Raw genomic sequence first — 14,659 nt, forward strand, 5'->3', positions numbered from 1 at the left:
GGTCCCGCCGCTAATTTGATTGGCGGGGCGGGTTATCATTAACGAATTGTCTTAGTAATACCGAAAAACATGGCAGAGAAACGCAATATCTTTCTGGTTGGGCCTATGGGTGCCGGCAAAAGCACTATTGGCCGTCAGTTAGCTCAGCAACTCAATATGGAGTTTTTCGACTCCGATCAAGAAATTGAGCGACGTACCGGAGCTGACGTGGGCTGGGTATTCGACGTGGAAGGGGAAGAAGGTTTCCGCGATCGTGAAGAAAAAGTCATTAATGAACTGACGGAAAAGCAAGGGATTGTGCTGGCTACCGGCGGGGGCTCGGTTAAGTCGCGTGAAACGCGTAACCGCCTGTCGGCGCGTGGTGTCGTGGTCTATTTGGAAACCACTATCGAGAAACAGTTGGCCCGTACTCAGCGCGACAAGAAGCGTCCGCTGCTGCAGGTAGACTCTCCTCCGCGTGAGGTGCTGGAAGCGCTGGCTAGAGAGCGCAATCCGTTGTACGAAGAAATTGCAGATGTCACTATCCGCACCGACGATCAAAGCGCTAAAGTGGTTGCCAACCAGATTATCAACATGCTGGAAAGTAACTGATAGCGGGTTCCGTGTTGGCCGCGGGCAAATGCGGAAATTCTGATTGTGTTCCCCGCGTTGGCGGGGATAAACCACACCGAGAACTGAGCGCGACATGGAGAGAATTACCGTAACGCTTGGGGAGCGTAGCTACCCGATTACCATAGCCGCCGGATTGTTTGACGATCCGGCTTCTTTTATGCCGCTAAAGGCGGGTGAACAGGTCATGCTGGTCACCAACCAGACTTTGGCACCGTTGTATCTGGAGCGGATCCGGTCGGTGCTGGAACAGGGCGGCGTAGTGGTGGATCAGGTGATTCTACCTGATGGCGAACAGTATAAATCTCTGGCCGTACTCGAGCAGGTGTTCTCGGCGCTGCTGGAAAAGCCCCACGGTCGCGATACCACGTTAGTTGCCCTCGGCGGCGGCGTGATTGGCGATCTGACCGGCTTTGCCGCAGCGTGCTATCAACGCGGTGTGCGTTTTATCCAGGTTCCTACCACGCTGCTCTCGCAGGTGGATTCCTCCGTTGGCGGCAAAACCGCCGTCAATCATCCGCTCGGTAAAAATATGATCGGTGCCTTCTACCAACCGGCTTCGGTGGTGGTAGATTTGGACTGCCTGCGTACTTTACCGGCGCGTGAACTCTCCTCTGGTCTGGCGGAAGTGATCAAATACGGGATTATTCTCGATGGTGATTTTTTCGTTTGGCTGGAAAATAATATTGATGCGCTGGTTGCGCTGGATATGGACGCGTTAGCGTACTGCATCCGCCGCTGTTGCGAATTGAAGGCCGAAGTTGTGGCTGCCGATGAACGTGAAAACGGTCTGCGGGCGTTGCTCAATCTGGGCCATACCTACGGCCATGCCATCGAAGCCGAAATGGGCTACGGTGTCTGGCTGCACGGTGAAGCCGTGGCGGCTGGCATGGTGATGGCTGCGCAAACAGCACGTCGCCTGGGCCAGTTCTCGGCTGACGATATTGAACGGATCAAGGCGCTGCTGCTGCGCGCCGGGTTGCCGGTTTGCGGGCCGCAGGAAATGACGCCTGAGGCCTATCTGCCACACATGCTGCGTGATAAAAAAGTGTTGGCGGGGGCGTTGCGTTTGGTATTGCCGAAGGGCATTGGTGAAGCAGAAGTTCGTGGCGGTGTCGCCCATGAGCTGGTGCTGGCATCCATCGCTGACTGTTTACCAACACAGCGCGCGTAAGTCGGTTACACTCAATAACGTTAACGTTTCGCCAGGTCGATATGCAGCCGTTGCTCTGCTGCTATCCGGGCTGTACCTTGCCCGCCGGGCAATTCCATGGATGGCGTAATTTGACGCAGGTCGACAGTGCTTGAGCTTGCGGGCTATAACAGTAGCTTGGCTGCTGTTAGACTCTATAAAAATTGTGCGTAAGGCGAGACAGATATCGCTTTGCCATCATCGGGTTAATAGTCTCGAACCACCTGGGTGGCGAGATTTTGCCTCTAGTTGGAGGGTTTCAGATGGATGAATTTAAACCAGAAGACGATCTCAGGCCTGATACCAGCGATCGCCGTCCTTCGCGTTCACGTCGGCCAGCCGCAACTGGGCCGCGTTTTGCCGTTTCACGCCAGCATATGATGATTGGGATTGGCATTTTGGTGCTGCTGTTGCTGATCATCGGTATCGGTTCGGCGCTGAAGGCCCCCACCAAGCACGAGGTTGCGCAACAAGGGGCAACCCGCGACATCAATCTGTCGGGCTCCTCGTCGCTGACCACCAGCAACAACGGCGTTGTGGGCGGCACTACGGATACCAACGATAACAACGGTGTCAGTACCTCTCAGCCTCAGACTGTTAGTGTCCCACCTATCTCCAGCACGCCGACCGAAGCACAACCTGTAGTACCACAGGGCGGTGCTGGTGAGCGTGTCGATCTGCCTGGCAACATGGCAGACGCCCTGTCTTCACAACAAGGTCAGGTTGATGCTGCTGCCGCGCAAAGTCTCAATGCCCCGGTTTCCGCTTTGCCAACCGCTCCGGCAACCGTGATGAACGGTGCTGCCGCGCGTCCGGCGGCGAATAACAATGCAACCGCTGCAACGCAGCCGCATAAAACGCCTGCCTCCAAGCCAGCAGCCACCAAGCCGACAGCATCGGTCAAACCTTCTGCGACCACCACCACGGTTTACACCCCACCGGCCAAAAGCAAGAGTGGTGTGGTGAGCGGCAGCGGAAGCTCACTGAAAACCGCACCGGGTAGCCATTACACGCTGCAGTTGAGCAGTGCCTCACGCTCCGATACGTTGAATGCTTTTGCCAAGCAACAGAATTTGCCACACTTTATGGTGTACGAGACCAAACGTGATGGTAAACCCTGGTATGTGTTAGTGAGCGGCAACTACGCTTCTTCGGCGGAGGCCAAGCGTGCTATCGCCACACTGCCGGCGGAAGTTCAGGCGAAAAAACCATGGGTCCGCCCTGTACAGCAAGTACAGCAAGACCTGAAAAAATAATCATTAATTTTGTGCGCTGATGTGCTGTCTGAAACAGAGTACATATCCGCCGCTCTGAATTGTAATAAGTAGCTAACTGACGGCATGAAGAAAAACCGCGCTTTTTTAAAATGGGCTGGTGGAAAATACCCGCTGATAGACGAGATCCGTCGTCATTTACCAGAGGGTAACTGCTTAATCGAGCCCTTCGTGGGCGCGGGTTCAGTCTTCCTGAACACAGAGTACGAGGCTTATATTCTCGCCGATATCAACAGCGACCTTATCAGCCTGTATAACATCGTTAAGCTGCGCACGAGTGATTTCGTGCGCGATGCCCGCTTGCTTTTCACCGACGAATTCAATAACTCAGAGCAGTTCTACCTGCTGCGCGAAGAGTTCAACACCACTGCCGATGAGTATCGGCGCGCGCTGCTGTTCCTGTATCTGAACCGCCACTGCTATAACGGCCTGTGCCGCTATAACCTGCGTGGTGAGTTCAATGTGCCTTTTGGGCGTTACAAGAAACCTTACTTCCCGGAAGAAGAGCTGTATTGGTTTGCTGAAAAATCACGCAATGCTACTTTTGTCTGCGAGCATTATCACGATACCATGGTGAAGGCGACCCAAGGTGCGGTGGTCTATTGCGATCCGCCTTATGCTCCTCTGTCGGCAACGGCGAATTTTACCGCTTATCACACCAACAGCTTTAGCCTGGCCGATCAGCAAGGGCTGGCGCGCATTGCGCATCAGCTGTCGGTTGAAAGCCAGGTGCCGGTGTTGATTTCCAACCATGACACCGAGCTGACGCGTGACTGGTATCAGCATGCTTCGCTGCATGTGGTGAAGGCTCGTCGCACCATCAGCCGCAATATTTTAGGCCGCAGTAAAGTGAACGAACTTCTGGCGCTGTATAAAAAAGCGGAATAACTCGACCCCTACGTTTGGAGAAGCGGATGAAAAAGTTTTTGATTGCCCCGTCCATTCTGTCTGCAGATTTTGCCCGCCTGGGTGAAGATACTGCCAAAGTGTTGGCCGCCGGTGCCGACGTGGTGCATTTTGACGTGATGGATAACCACTACGTGCCTAATCTGACGATCGGGCCAATGGTGTGCGAAGCCTTGCGCAATTACGGCATTACCGCACCAATTGACGTCCATCTGATGGTAAAACCGGTCGATCGCATCGTGCCGGACTTTGCCAAGGCGGGGGCAACCTACATCTCTTTCCATCCCGAAGCTTCTGAACACGTCGACCGTACCATCCAATTGATCAAAGAGAACGGCTGCAAGGCGGGCCTGGTGTTTAACCCAGCGACCCCGTTGAGCTATCTCGATTACGTAATGGACAAGATCGACGTGATCCTGCTGATGTCGGTCAACCCTGGTTTCGGTGGTCAATCCTTTATCCACGGCACGTTAGACAAGCTGCGTCAGGTTCGCAAACTGATCGACGAAAGTGGCCGCGACATTCGCCTGGAAGTGGACGGCGGCGTGAAGGTAGACAATATTGCCGAGATCGCAGCGGCGGGCGCGGACATGTTCGTGGCAGGCTCGGCCATCTTTGGCAAGCCGGATTACCGCGCGGTGATTGATCAAATGCGCAGCGAACTGGCCAAGGTGACTCATGGCTGATTTTAGCGCTATCCGTGGTCTGGCCTTCGATCTCGACGGCACGCTGGTAGACAGTGCGCCGGGTTTGGCGGCGGCCATCGATATGGCGTTGGCGGAAATGGGTCTGCCGCAGGCCGGTGAGGCCCGTGTTGGCACCTGGATTGGTAACGGTGCCGATGTGCTGGTCCAGCGTGCGCTGCGCTGGGCAGAGGTGGAAGCCACGCCAGAGCTGTGCCTGCAAATGCGTCAACGTTTCGACCATTTCTATGGGCAAACCGTAGAAAGCGGCAGCCGCCTGTTTCCACAGGTAATAGAGACGCTGGCCCGGTTGGCCAAGCTTGGCTACCCGCTAGCGCTGGTCACCAACAAGCCGACACCTTTTGTAGCCCCTTTGCTGACGGCGCTCGGCATTATCGACTTTTTCTCGCTGATCATCGGCGGTGACGACGTGGTGGAGAAAAAGCCACATCCTGCCCCGCTGTATCTGGTGTTCGGCAAGCTTGGCCTGCGGGCCGGTGAAGTGTTGTTCGTCGGGGATTCGCGCAATGACATTCAGGCGGCGCAGGCGGCAGGTTGCCCGAGCGTCGGTCTGACTTACGGATATAACTACGGTGAAGCGATCGCCCTGAGCCACCCCGACCGCGTGTTGGAGCGCTTCGCCGATTTGTTGCCCGCACTTGGGCTGTCATCTTTAGAAGATCGGGAAATTTAACTATGAGTAAGCCCATCGTTTTCAGCGGCGCGCAGCCGTCCGGTGAACTGACTATCGGCAACTACATGGGGGCGCTGCGCCAGTGGGTGCAGTTGCAGGACGAGTTCGATTGCATCTACTGCATCGTCGATCTGCATGCCATCACCGTGCGTCAGGATGCACAACAGCTGCGTAAAGCCACCCTGGATACGCTGGCGCTGTACCTGGCCTGTGGTATCGATCCAGAGAAAAGCACCATCTTCGTGCAGTCCCATGTGCCGGAACATACGCAACTGAGCTGGGTGCTGAACTGCTACACCTATTTCGGTGAACTGAGCCGCATGACCCAGTTCAAAGACAAGTCGTCGCGCTATGCGGAAAACATCAACGCCGGTCTGTTCAGCTATCCGGTGCTGATGGCGGCAGACATTCTGCTGTATCAGACCAATCAGGTGCCGGTCGGTGAAGATCAGAAACAGCATCTGGAACTGAGCCGTGACGTCGGCCAGCGCTTCAACGCGCTGTATGGCGACGTGTTCAAGGTGCCGGAGCCGTTTATTCCGAAATCCGGTGCGCGCGTGATGTCGCTGCAGGAGCCGACCAAGAAGATGTCCAAGTCGGACGATAACCGTAACAACGTGATCGGCCTGCTGGAAGATCCGAAGGCGGTGACCAAGAAGATCAAACGCGCAATGACCGATTCCCAGGATCCGCCGGTCATTCGTTACGACGTTGCCAATAAAGCGGGGGTATCCAACCTGCTGGATATCCTTTCCGGCGTGACCGGCAAGAGCATTGCTCAGCTGGAAGCCGAGTTTGAGGGCCAGATGTATGGTCACCTGAAGGGCGCCGTAGCAGAGGCCGTATCTGGTATGTTGGTCGAGCTGCAAGAGCGTTATCACCGTTTCCGCAACGATGAGGCTCTGTTACAGCAGGTGATGCGTGATGGCGCAGCGAAAGCCCGTGCTCGTGCGCAGGAAACCTTGGCGAAGGTATATGAAGCCGTAGGTTTTGTACCGCATCCTTAATGGATGTAGACAGAGTCTCAGCCAGTAGGGGCGCCGCATGCGGCCCCCCTGGGATCGAACCTGTTTGGTAACGACAAACTTAGCAACATTACTACCTATCTGAAGCGGCCAAAGGGTCGCTTTTTTTATGCTATTTTGCTCAAATCTGCTGGTGTTTCCCGGCAGGCATTCCAGTTCAGCTTGCTGCGCAGGCTGACAACGCTGCCAACGATAATCAGGCTTGGGCTGGCAGCCTGTTTGGCTAGCTCACCCAGTTGCGCCAGCTCGCCTTCTATCACACGTTGGCGAGTTGAGGTGCCGTTTTCGACCAGAGCTACGGGCATTGAGGCCGCCATACCGTGAGCGATCAGCTGCTGCTGGATTTCTGCCGCCTGAGTTAGCCCCATATAGAACACCAGCGTCTGCTGTTTGGCGGCAAGCTGTGCCCAGTCCAATCCGCCGTCGGCCTTGGCGTGGCCCGTCACCAAACGCACGCTTTGCGCGTGATCGCGGTGGGTGAGGGGGATGCCGCTGTAAGCCGAACAACCCGAAGCCGCAGTGATCCCCGGTACTACCGAGAAGGGAATATTCGCTTCGGCCAGCGTTTCCAGTTCTTCGCCACCCCGGCCAAAGATGAAGGGGTCGCCCCCTTTTAGCCGGACGACACGCAGGCCTCGTCTGGCCTGCTCCACCAGGATCTGATTGATGTGTTCCTGAGGTACGCAGTGATATCCGGCACGCTTGCCTACAAAGATACGCTCGGCATCGCGGCGCACCAGGGCCATAATTTCTTCAGAGACCAGGCGATCGTAAACGACAACGTCAGCCTGTTGGATCTGCTGCAGACCTTTCAGCGTCAGCAGGCCAGCATCGCCGGGGCCTGCGCCTACCAGCACCACTTCGCCCTGTTCTTCAGGCCGATCGGCGAACAGCTTTTCAACCTGCTGGTTGGCCTGCGGGGTATCGCCGTTGGCCAGGGACTGCGCCAGTCTGTCGTGTACGAACAACCTTTCCCAGAAGCGGCGACGAGCGCCAATGCTGGCAAACTCCTGCTTCACCCGCTGGCGCAATGAACCCGCCAACTGAGCCAGTTGACCCAGATGCTGCGGCAGAATGGCTTCCAGTTTTTCCCGTAGCAGACGTGCCAGCACCGGGGCTTTGCCCCCGGAAGAAACGGCCACCATAATCGGCGAACGATCGATAATCGAAGGCATGATAAAGCTGGCGCGTTTGGGGTCGTCCACCACGTTGCAGAACACCTGCCGTTGGTTGGCGCACTGATAGACCAGGGCGTTGACTTCCACCCGATCGGTGGCGGCAATCACTAACCATTTTTCTGCCAGCAAGTCGGCAGAAAACTCACTTTCTACCAGAGTCACCTGGCCCTGTTCGGCCCAGATCAGGAATTGCTCACTGAATTCGAGCGAGTTGACGGTTAACTGCGCACCGGCGTCCAGCAGCAGGCGAGCCTTACGTTCAGCGACTTCCCCGCCGCCGACCAGCAGGCAGGCTTTGTGTTGCAGTTGGCAGAAAATGGGTAAGTAATCCATCGGCAATCCTCGGAGAAGTGGCTAACGGGGGCGATTGCTCACCCCAAAAATCATTATGCGGTTTGGCGAGCGGCGGCAATCTCAGCCTGTGGACGTTGGGCACGTGGTGTGGCATACCAGTAACCGAGGCCCATAAAGACGGCACCAGAGACCATATTGCCCAGAGTCACCCACAGCAGGTTATGACCGATACCGCTCAGGGTATAGGCTTCGCTGTGGTGGCCGAACCAGGACAGGGCAAACAGCGTCATGTTAGCCACCGAGTGCTCGTAACCGGAAGCGATAAACGCCAGCAAACACCACCAGATGGCGATGAATTTGGCCGCGCCTTCAACGCGCAGTGCCATCCAGATCGCCAGGCAAACCAGCCAGTTACACAGCACGCCTTTGAAGAACAGCACTTCTGCCGGGGCGGTGGTTTTGGCCAGCGCCACGGTATGCACCAGGCTGGTATCCATCGGCAGCAGGCTACCGCCGCCGTAATAATACATCAGCGCGACCAGCACCGAACCGAGCAGGTTACCCAACCAGGTTTGTGGCAGCACGGCCCACATCTGGCGGTGCTTGATGGTACCGGCTTTGACGCCCAGCATCAGAAACATGGTGTGGCCAGTGAACAGCTCTGAACCGGCGATAATCACCAGCGTCAGTGCGATCCCGAAGGTGGCACCCATGACCAACGGACGGATAGACGGATCCACCAGGTTGCCGAGGGTAAAGATCAGGATGATGCCAAGGCCGACATAGGCCCCGGCCATAGCGGAACTGATCCAGAAGCCGAGCGGACTCTCTTTGGCCAGTTTGACGATGCGTGCCGCGTTGGCAGCACATTTGTTGATGGTGTCGGTGAACATAAATTTCCCTGGGAAGTAATAAAAATTGGTGCCGTGCCCCTTGGTTAACCTTAACCAAGGGGCATCGTGTTTTATTGCATTGCCACCTGAACCAGGCCGTCGACTACCCGGCTGGTGAAGCTGGCCACGGAGTGGCTCTCATCTTCCAGACAGAAACCGTCGCGCAGGCGGAAATGCTGTTTTTTCAGCGGGCTGGCGACCCACAATTCACCCTGATGCTCGGCAATCAGTCCGCGAGAGAGCACGCTGGCCTGGGCAAACGGGTCGATATTGCTGATGGCAAACAGCCGTTCGTCGGCATAGGGGCGGAATATCGCCACCTGCTGGGTACCGATCAGCGCACACACGCCGGTCGCGGGCAGAATATCGGCGATGGGGCAAACGGTGATCCACTGGCTCATGCGTTGTTCTCCTCGGTTTCCAGCAAGGTGACGGGAATGCGTTCATCCGGGCGAGCTGGGCGATGTTGCTCGCGCTCGGCCACGACCTGCACGTTAGGATCGCGCTGGCTGTTGTTAATAAAGTGAGCGAAACGCACCTGCGATGCAGGATTTTCGACAGTTGCTTTCCATTCGCAGATCACTGCTTCGCGCAGGCGGGCAATTTCGGTTTCCAGCTGTGCGTTGATGCCCAGCTTGTCGTCGATAATCACCTTGCGCAGATAATCGATGCCGCCTTCCAAGCTTTCCAGCCAGACCGAGGTACGCTGCAGCTTATCGCCGGTGCGGATGTAGAACATCATGAAACGGTCGAGGTAACGCATCAGCGTTTCGTTGTCGAGATCGGCGGCCAGCAAATCGGCATGGCGTGGTTTCATCCCGCCGTTGCCACAGACGTACAGGTTCCAGCCGTTCTCGGTGGCAATAATGCCGACGTCTTTCCCCTGCGCCTCGGCACACTCGCGGGTACAGCCGGAAACGCCAAACTTCATCTTGTGCGGGGTACGGATGCCTTTGTAACGGTGTTCAAGCTGCACGCCGAAGCCAACGCTGTCACCCACGCCATAACGGCACCAGGTGCTGCCGACGCAGGTTTTTGCCATCCGCAGCGCTTTGGCGTAGGCGTGGCCGGTTTCGAAACCGGCGGCGATCAGCTTGCTCCAGATGGCGGGCAGATCGTCTTTCTGCGCACCGAACATGCCGATACGCATCGAGCCGGTCATCTTGGTGTACAGGTTGTATTCTTTGGCAATCTGGCCGACGGCGATCAGACCTTCCGGCGTGATTTCACCACCGGCAGAGCGTGGGATCACCGAATAAGTGCCGTCTTTCTGGATGTTGCCCAGGAAGTTGTCGTTGGTGTCTTGCAGCGGCGTGTGCTGCGGTTTGAGCACATACTCGTTCCAGCAGGAGGCCAGCAGTGAACCGACGGTCGGTTTACACACTTCGCAGCCGTAACCCTTACCGTATTTCGCCAACAGCTCGTCGAAGGTCTTGATGCCTTCAACCCGGATCAGGTGGTACAGCTCCTGGCGGGAATAGGCAAAGTGTTCGCATAGGTGATGGTTAACCTCGATGCCCTGTTTGCTCAGTTCGGCATTCAGCACCTGGGTGATCAGTGGAATACAGCCGCCGCAGCCGGTACCGGCCTTGGTCTCGGACTTGATCGCCGCCACGGTATGGCAGCCCATATTCACCGCTTTGATGATATCGCCCTTGCTAACGTCGAAGCAGGAACAGATCTGTGCGGTTTCTGGCAGTGAATCTACGCCGATGGCAGGCTTGCTGCCGGCATGGGCTGGCAGGATCAGGCTGTCCGGGTTTTCCGGCAGTTCGATATTATTCAGTGCCAGCTGCAGCAGGTTGCCGTAGTCGCTGGTATCGCCGACCAGCACCGCGCCGAGCAACGTTTTGTTGTCAGCGCTGACGACCAAGCGCTTGTAAACCTCTTTGCTTTCATCCAGATAGACGTAGCTGCGGGCGCCTTCGGTACGCGCATGCGCATCGCCAATGCCCCCAACATCGACCCCCAGCAGCTTCAGTTTGGCGCTCATATCGGCACCCTGGAAGCTGTTTTCACGGCTCAGCAGATGGTCGGCGGTGACCTGAGCCATCTTGTAGCCCGGCGCGACCAAGCCGAAAGTGCGCTGCTGCCAGGAGGCGCATTCGCCGATGGCGTAAACGTCCGGATCGGAGGTCTGGCAGTTATCGTTAATCGCAATGCCGCCGCGTGGGGCGGTAGCCAGCCCGCATTGGTGAGCCAGTTTGTCCTGCGGGCGGATGCCGGTGGAGAAGACGATAAAGTCGACTTCCAGCTCGCTGCCGTCGGCAAAGTGCATGGTTTTGCGTGCGTTTTTTCCGCCGTTGATAATTTCGGTGGTGTTCTTGCCGGTGTGGACTTTGACACCCATGCGCTCGATCTTGCGGCGCAGCTGGTCGCCGCCCATTGGATCGAGCTGTTCTGCCATCAACATCGGCGCGAACTCGATCACGTGGGTTTCCACGCCCAGGCTTTTCAGTGCGCCAGCCGCTTCCAGGCCGAGCAGGCCACCGCCTACTACCGCGCCACGTTTACTGCGGCGGGCGCAGGATTCGATAGCGTTGAGATCTTCAATGGTGCGGTAAACGAAGCAGTCCTGAGTATCTGAACCTTTGATCGGCGGGATCCACGGGTAGGAGCCGGTCGCCATGATCAGCTTGTCGTAATACACCGTGCGGCCGGTATTGGAGTGGATCACTTTCTCTGCGCGGTTAATGGTGATCGCGCGCTCGCCTACCAGCACTTTGACGCCCTGTTTTTCGTAGAAGCCTTCGCGGACCAGCGAAAGCTCTTCGGCAGTGTGGTGGGAGAAATAGGAGGAGAGATGCACGCGGTCGTAGGCGATGCGTGGCTCTTCACAAAAGATGGTGATATCGAACTGGTCTTTGTCTGCCTTTTCCAGCAGATCTTCGATAAAGCGGTGGCCGACCATGCCGTTGCCGATAACCGCGAGTTGGACTCTGCTCATTATTGCCTCAAAATTCTGATTTCCTGGATGTACCTTATTCCTCCCAGAAGGCAATTTATTGATACAGGTCAAGCTAGCCCCTATATACCTCTAAGGTGGTATATCTATGATTTTTATCGATATTTGATAAGTTGCGGTTTTTACTCAACTTTAGCTGAATCGAGCCAGTTAATGGAAAAAATACTCCTTGGGGAGTAGCGAAAGGGGAGAGGCACCAAGCGGCGATTTTGTCAGCTCGTCATTGCCCAGTATGATGAAAGAAATGGTGAGCCGAGCAGAGGAAAAAATGGCGAACAATCCGGTCAAGTTTATCGATAACCTGCGCCTGAGCGGGCATGAAGGGCTATGGCAACTGGCTATTGAGCAGGGGCGGATCGCGCATATCATTCCACAGCCTGAGGGGCTGGAGTGGCGCAGCGACGTGTTGGATGCCGAAGGCGGGCTGGCGCTGCCGCCGTTTATCGAGCCGCATATCCACCTGGATACCACGCAAACCGCCGGGCAGCCCGCATGGAACCAGTCCGGCACGCTGTTTGAAGGTATTGAGCGCTGGGCGGAGCGTAAAGCACTGCTCACCCATGAGGACGTGAAACAGCGCGCCTGGCAGACGCTGAAATGGCAAATCGCCAACGGCGTGCAGCATGTGCGCACCCATGTCGACGTCTCCGATCCTACGCTGACCGCGCTGCGCGCCATGCTGGAGGTCAAGCAGGAGGTCGCTCCTTGGATCACGCTGCAGATCGTGGCCTTCCCTCAGGAAGGGATCATGTCATATCCCAATGGGGAAGCCCTGCTGGAGGAGGCGTTACGGCTCGGGGCGGATGTGGTCGGTGCTATCCCGCATTTTGAATTCACCCGCGAATACGGCGTAGAGTCGCTGCACAAGGCCTTTGCTCTGGCACAGAAATACGATCGGCTGGTGGACGTGCACTGCGACGAGATTGACGACGAGCAGTCCCGTTTTGTGGAGACCGTGGCCGCGCTGGCATTGAAGCTGGAGATGGGCGCCAAGGTCACCGCCAGCCACACCACCGCGATGCATTCCTACAATGGGGCCTATACCTCAAGGCTGTTCCGGCTGCTGAAAATGTCCGGTATCAACTTCGTGGCCAACCCGTTGGTGAATATTCACCTGCAAGGGCGTTTCGATACCTATCCTAAACGGCGTGGCATCACACGGGTGAAGGAGATGCTGGAGGCGGGCATCAACGTCTGCTTTGGTCATGACGACGTGTTTGACCCCTGGTATCCGCTGGGCACCGCCAATATGTTGCAGGTGCTGCATATGGGGCTCCACGTCTGCCAACTGATGGGTTATGGCCAGATCGATGACGGTTTGAATCTGATCACCACCCACAGCGCACGAACTTTGAACCTGACGGATTACGGTTTGCGTGCAGGCAATAGTGCCGATTTGGTGATCTTACCCGCAGACAGCGGTTTTGACGCAGTACGCCGCCAGACGCCGGTACGCTATTCGATCCGTGCGGGTGCGGTCATCGCGGCCACCCAGCCTGCGCAAACCACGCTGTATCTGGAGCAGGAAGAGCAGGTCGACTTCAGGCGTTAGACATAAAAAAAGGGTTCTGCGTTGGCAGAACCCTCATGGGGAAAACGAGCAACAGTTAGTGCGTGGTATGCCCATGGTTACGGTGCTTGGTCACAAAACCGAGCAGCAGACACATCACAAACACGGCCAGATACAGGCCGTTGGCCGTAGTCAGTGCGGCATGGACCCCGCTGCTGGCAACGATCGGGCCGGTGACCACGAAGGTCAGCATGGTACCGATGGTGCCGCAGGTCAGGATAAAGTTGACCAGTTTCGGTGAGGAAACCTTGGTTTGCTGCGAACCGAGTGTGATCAGCGTGGTGTAGATCGCGCTGGAGACGAAGCCCAGAGCCATGATGTAGTAGCTCAGGTACTCAGGATTATCGGTGCTGATAAACAGGTACATGGCACCCGTTGCCAGCGCGGCCAGCACGGTGACGATGCGTTGCAGGTCAAAGAAGCGCAGCACGAAGCTGAACACCCACATACCGATCATGTAAGAAGTCCAGAAGTTGCTGACTACCTTGCCCGCCTGATCGATATTCATGCCGAAGGTTTTGGTGGCGTATTCCGGCACCCATTGGATAAAGCCCAACTGGCCAAGGATGTAGCACAGCGCGGCGATAGCCAGGAACAGCACGCCGATGCCCCATTTCTCTTTCACCACCGGCTCGCTGCTTTTCTCCCCTTTGTCACCCAGAACCGGGAACTCGGAACACAGCGTCAGCACGAAGATGGCCAGGTACAGCACCCCAATGCAGGCGTAAACCCAGTACCAGCCAATGCTGCGCGCCAGCAGCATTGCGGCGATGATTGGGAAGATCATCCCGGCCATGCTGAAGAAGGAGTCGGTAAACAGCAAGCGTGAACCACGTTGGCGGCCCGCATACATATGGGTGATCAGGAAGGTGCCGATCGACATGGTGATACCGCTGACCACACCGAGCACAAACATGCACAGCGAGAACAGGGTCAGGCTTTTGCCCACCATCAGCCCGGCGATGGCCAGCAGCATCAGGATAAAGCCAAAGATCAGCTGACGTTTCAGCGGAATGATTTCCATCAGCCAGGCATTGAGGAAGATTGAAATCAAAATACCCGCGTTAAGGAAGGTAAAGGTATTGCTCATGCTGGAAACCGGCAGATTGAAATACTCTGCGATGTTTCCCATCACCATCCCTGTGACGATCACTAATGCACCGGTCAGCGCATAAGAGAAGAAGCTGATCCAGGTTAGCCGGATGCGGTTGCTGTCATTCATGTATATAGGCCTGATTATCTTTGTTGTGGTTTATACCCGTGGGCTGTCAGGACGTAACCTGAGATCCCTGGGGTTTAAAGCTGGCATAAGGCCGCAGGTTTTTCCTGCTAAAAACTGGAAAAGATCCCGATCAGGCCACCAGGAGGCGGATCCT

Annotated in this window: 13 protein-coding genes; 8 read left to right on the forward strand and 5 right to left on the reverse strand. The window is 56.4% G+C overall.

The features are described from left to right. The first annotated feature begins 69 nt into the window (after positions 1-69). The 7 genes from aroK to trpS all read left to right on the forward strand — a co-directional run bounded on the left by aroK (position 70) and on the right by trpS (position 6,365). A complete protein-coding gene (gene aroK, locus ACMV5H_RS07405) occupies positions 70-591 on the forward strand; it encodes a shikimate kinase AroK (RefSeq protein ID WP_005271698.1) in 522 nt (173 codons plus the stop codon). 94 nt (positions 592-685) lie between these two features. Then, entirely contained in the window at positions 686-1,783 is a 1,098-nt protein-coding gene (gene aroB, locus ACMV5H_RS07410; RefSeq protein WP_021807469.1) for a 3-dehydroquinate synthase, read from the forward strand. Between the two features lie 281 nt (positions 1,784-2,064). After that, a complete protein-coding gene (locus tag ACMV5H_RS07415) occupies positions 2,065-3,057 on the forward strand; it encodes an SPOR domain-containing protein (RefSeq protein WP_179248656.1) in 993 nt (330 codons plus the stop codon). Between the two features lie 84 nt (positions 3,058-3,141). Further along, a complete protein-coding gene (gene dam / locus ACMV5H_RS07420) occupies positions 3,142-3,963 on the forward strand; it encodes an adenine-specific DNA-methyltransferase (protein WP_021807471.1) in 822 nt (273 codons plus the stop codon). Positions 3,964-3,989: 26 nt separating this feature from the next. After that, positions 3,990-4,667 (forward strand): ribulose-phosphate 3-epimerase, encoded by a 678-nt coding sequence (rpe, locus tag ACMV5H_RS07425; RefSeq protein ID WP_021807472.1) that lies wholly within the window; start codon positions 3,990-3,992, stop codon positions 4,665-4,667. After that, the gene (locus ACMV5H_RS07430; protein WP_021807473.1) at positions 4,660-5,358 is read left to right on the forward strand and encodes a phosphoglycolate phosphatase; all 699 of its coding nucleotides are present in this window, start codon (positions 4,660-4,662) and stop codon (positions 5,356-5,358) included. Before rpe ends, ACMV5H_RS07430 begins: the two co-directional genes overlap by 8 nt. Positions 5,359-5,360: 2 nt before the next feature. Continuing rightward, a complete protein-coding gene (gene trpS / locus ACMV5H_RS07435) occupies positions 5,361-6,365 on the forward strand; it encodes a tryptophan--tRNA ligase (RefSeq protein WP_021181695.1) in 1,005 nt (334 codons plus the stop codon). A 125-nt stretch (positions 6,366-6,490) separates the two neighbouring features. Here trpS and cysG read toward each other — a convergent pair whose 3' ends face one another. From cysG to nirB, 4 genes are all read right to left on the reverse strand, one after another. Further along, the gene (gene cysG / locus ACMV5H_RS07440) at positions 6,491-7,894 is read right to left on the reverse strand and encodes a siroheme synthase CysG (protein ID WP_021807474.1); all 1,404 of its coding nucleotides are present in this window, start codon (positions 7,892-7,894) and stop codon (positions 6,491-6,493) included. A 53-nt stretch (positions 7,895-7,947) separates the two neighbouring features. After that, positions 7,948-8,748 carry a nitrite transporter NirC gene (nirC, locus tag ACMV5H_RS07445; RefSeq protein WP_021807475.1) on the reverse strand — a complete coding sequence of 267 codons (801 nt, stop codon included), beginning with the start codon at positions 8,746-8,748 and terminating at the stop codon, positions 7,948-7,950. A gap of 71 nt (positions 8,749-8,819) precedes the next feature. Next, a complete protein-coding gene (gene nirD / locus ACMV5H_RS07450; protein ID WP_115159411.1) occupies positions 8,820-9,149 on the reverse strand; it encodes a nitrite reductase small subunit NirD in 330 nt (109 codons plus the stop codon). Further along, complete coding sequence (gene nirB / locus ACMV5H_RS07455; RefSeq protein WP_414821652.1) at positions 9,146-11,695, reverse strand: nitrite reductase large subunit NirB; 2,550 nt, start codon at positions 11,693-11,695, stop codon at positions 9,146-9,148. The genes nirD and nirB overlap by 4 nt, the downstream gene beginning before the upstream one ends. A 286-nt stretch (positions 11,696-11,981) precedes the next feature. Here nirB and ACMV5H_RS07460 point away from each other — a divergent pair, with 286 nt between their 5' ends. After that, positions 11,982-13,265, forward strand: a complete 1,284-nt coding sequence (locus ACMV5H_RS07460) for a cytosine deaminase (RefSeq protein WP_021181689.1) — start codon at positions 11,982-11,984, stop codon at positions 13,263-13,265. A gap of 55 nt (positions 13,266-13,320) precedes the next feature. On the opposite strand, the gene tsgA is transcribed toward ACMV5H_RS07460, so the two are convergent. Further along, a complete protein-coding gene (gene tsgA, locus ACMV5H_RS07465; protein WP_021181688.1) occupies positions 13,321-14,505 on the reverse strand; it encodes an MFS transporter TsgA in 1,185 nt (394 codons plus the stop codon). Positions 14,506-14,659 lie beyond the last annotated feature (154 nt).

This window comes from Serratia sp. N21D137, assembly GCF_047530005.1.
Classification (GTDB): domain Bacteria; phylum Pseudomonadota; class Gammaproteobacteria; order Enterobacterales; family Enterobacteriaceae; genus Chania; species Chania fonticola_B.

Bases quoted from the DNA above. Each gene is read 5' to 3' on its own strand.
- aroB (WP_021807469.1), top strand. From the start codon at position 686: ATGGAGAGAATTACCGTAACGCTTGGGGAGCGTAGCTACCCGATTACC.
- trpS (WP_021181695.1), top strand. From the start codon at position 5,361: ATGAGTAAGCCCATCGTTTTCAGCGGCGCGCAGCCGTCCGGTGAACTG.
- aroK (WP_005271698.1), top strand. From the start codon at position 70: ATGGCAGAGAAACGCAATATCTTTCTGGTTGGGCCTATGGGTGCCGGC.
- ACMV5H_RS07415 (WP_179248656.1), top strand. From the start codon at position 2,065: ATGGATGAATTTAAACCAGAAGACGATCTCAGGCCTGATACCAGCGAT.
- ACMV5H_RS07460 (WP_021181689.1), top strand. From the start codon at position 11,982: ATGGCGAACAATCCGGTCAAGTTTATCGATAACCTGCGCCTGAGCGGG.
- rpe (WP_021807472.1), top strand. From the start codon at position 3,990: ATGAAAAAGTTTTTGATTGCCCCGTCCATTCTGTCTGCAGATTTTGCC.
- ACMV5H_RS07430 (WP_021807473.1), top strand. From the start codon at position 4,660: ATGGCTGATTTTAGCGCTATCCGTGGTCTGGCCTTCGATCTCGACGGC.
- nirB (WP_414821652.1), bottom strand. From the start codon at position 11,695: ATGAGCAGAGTCCAACTCGCGGTTATCGGCAACGGCATGGTCGGCCAC.
- nirD (WP_115159411.1), bottom strand. From the start codon at position 9,149: ATGAGCCAGTGGATCACCGTTTGCCCCATCGCCGATATTCTGCCCGCG.
- tsgA (WP_021181688.1), bottom strand. From the start codon at position 14,505: ATGAATGACAGCAACCGCATCCGGCTAACCTGGATCAGCTTCTTCTCT.
- dam (WP_021807471.1), top strand. From the start codon at position 3,142: ATGAAGAAAAACCGCGCTTTTTTAAAATGGGCTGGTGGAAAATACCCG.
- nirC (WP_021807475.1), bottom strand. From the start codon at position 8,748: ATGTTCACCGACACCATCAACAAATGTGCTGCCAACGCGGCACGCATC.
- cysG (WP_021807474.1), bottom strand. From the start codon at position 7,894: ATGGATTACTTACCCATTTTCTGCCAACTGCAACACAAAGCCTGCCTG.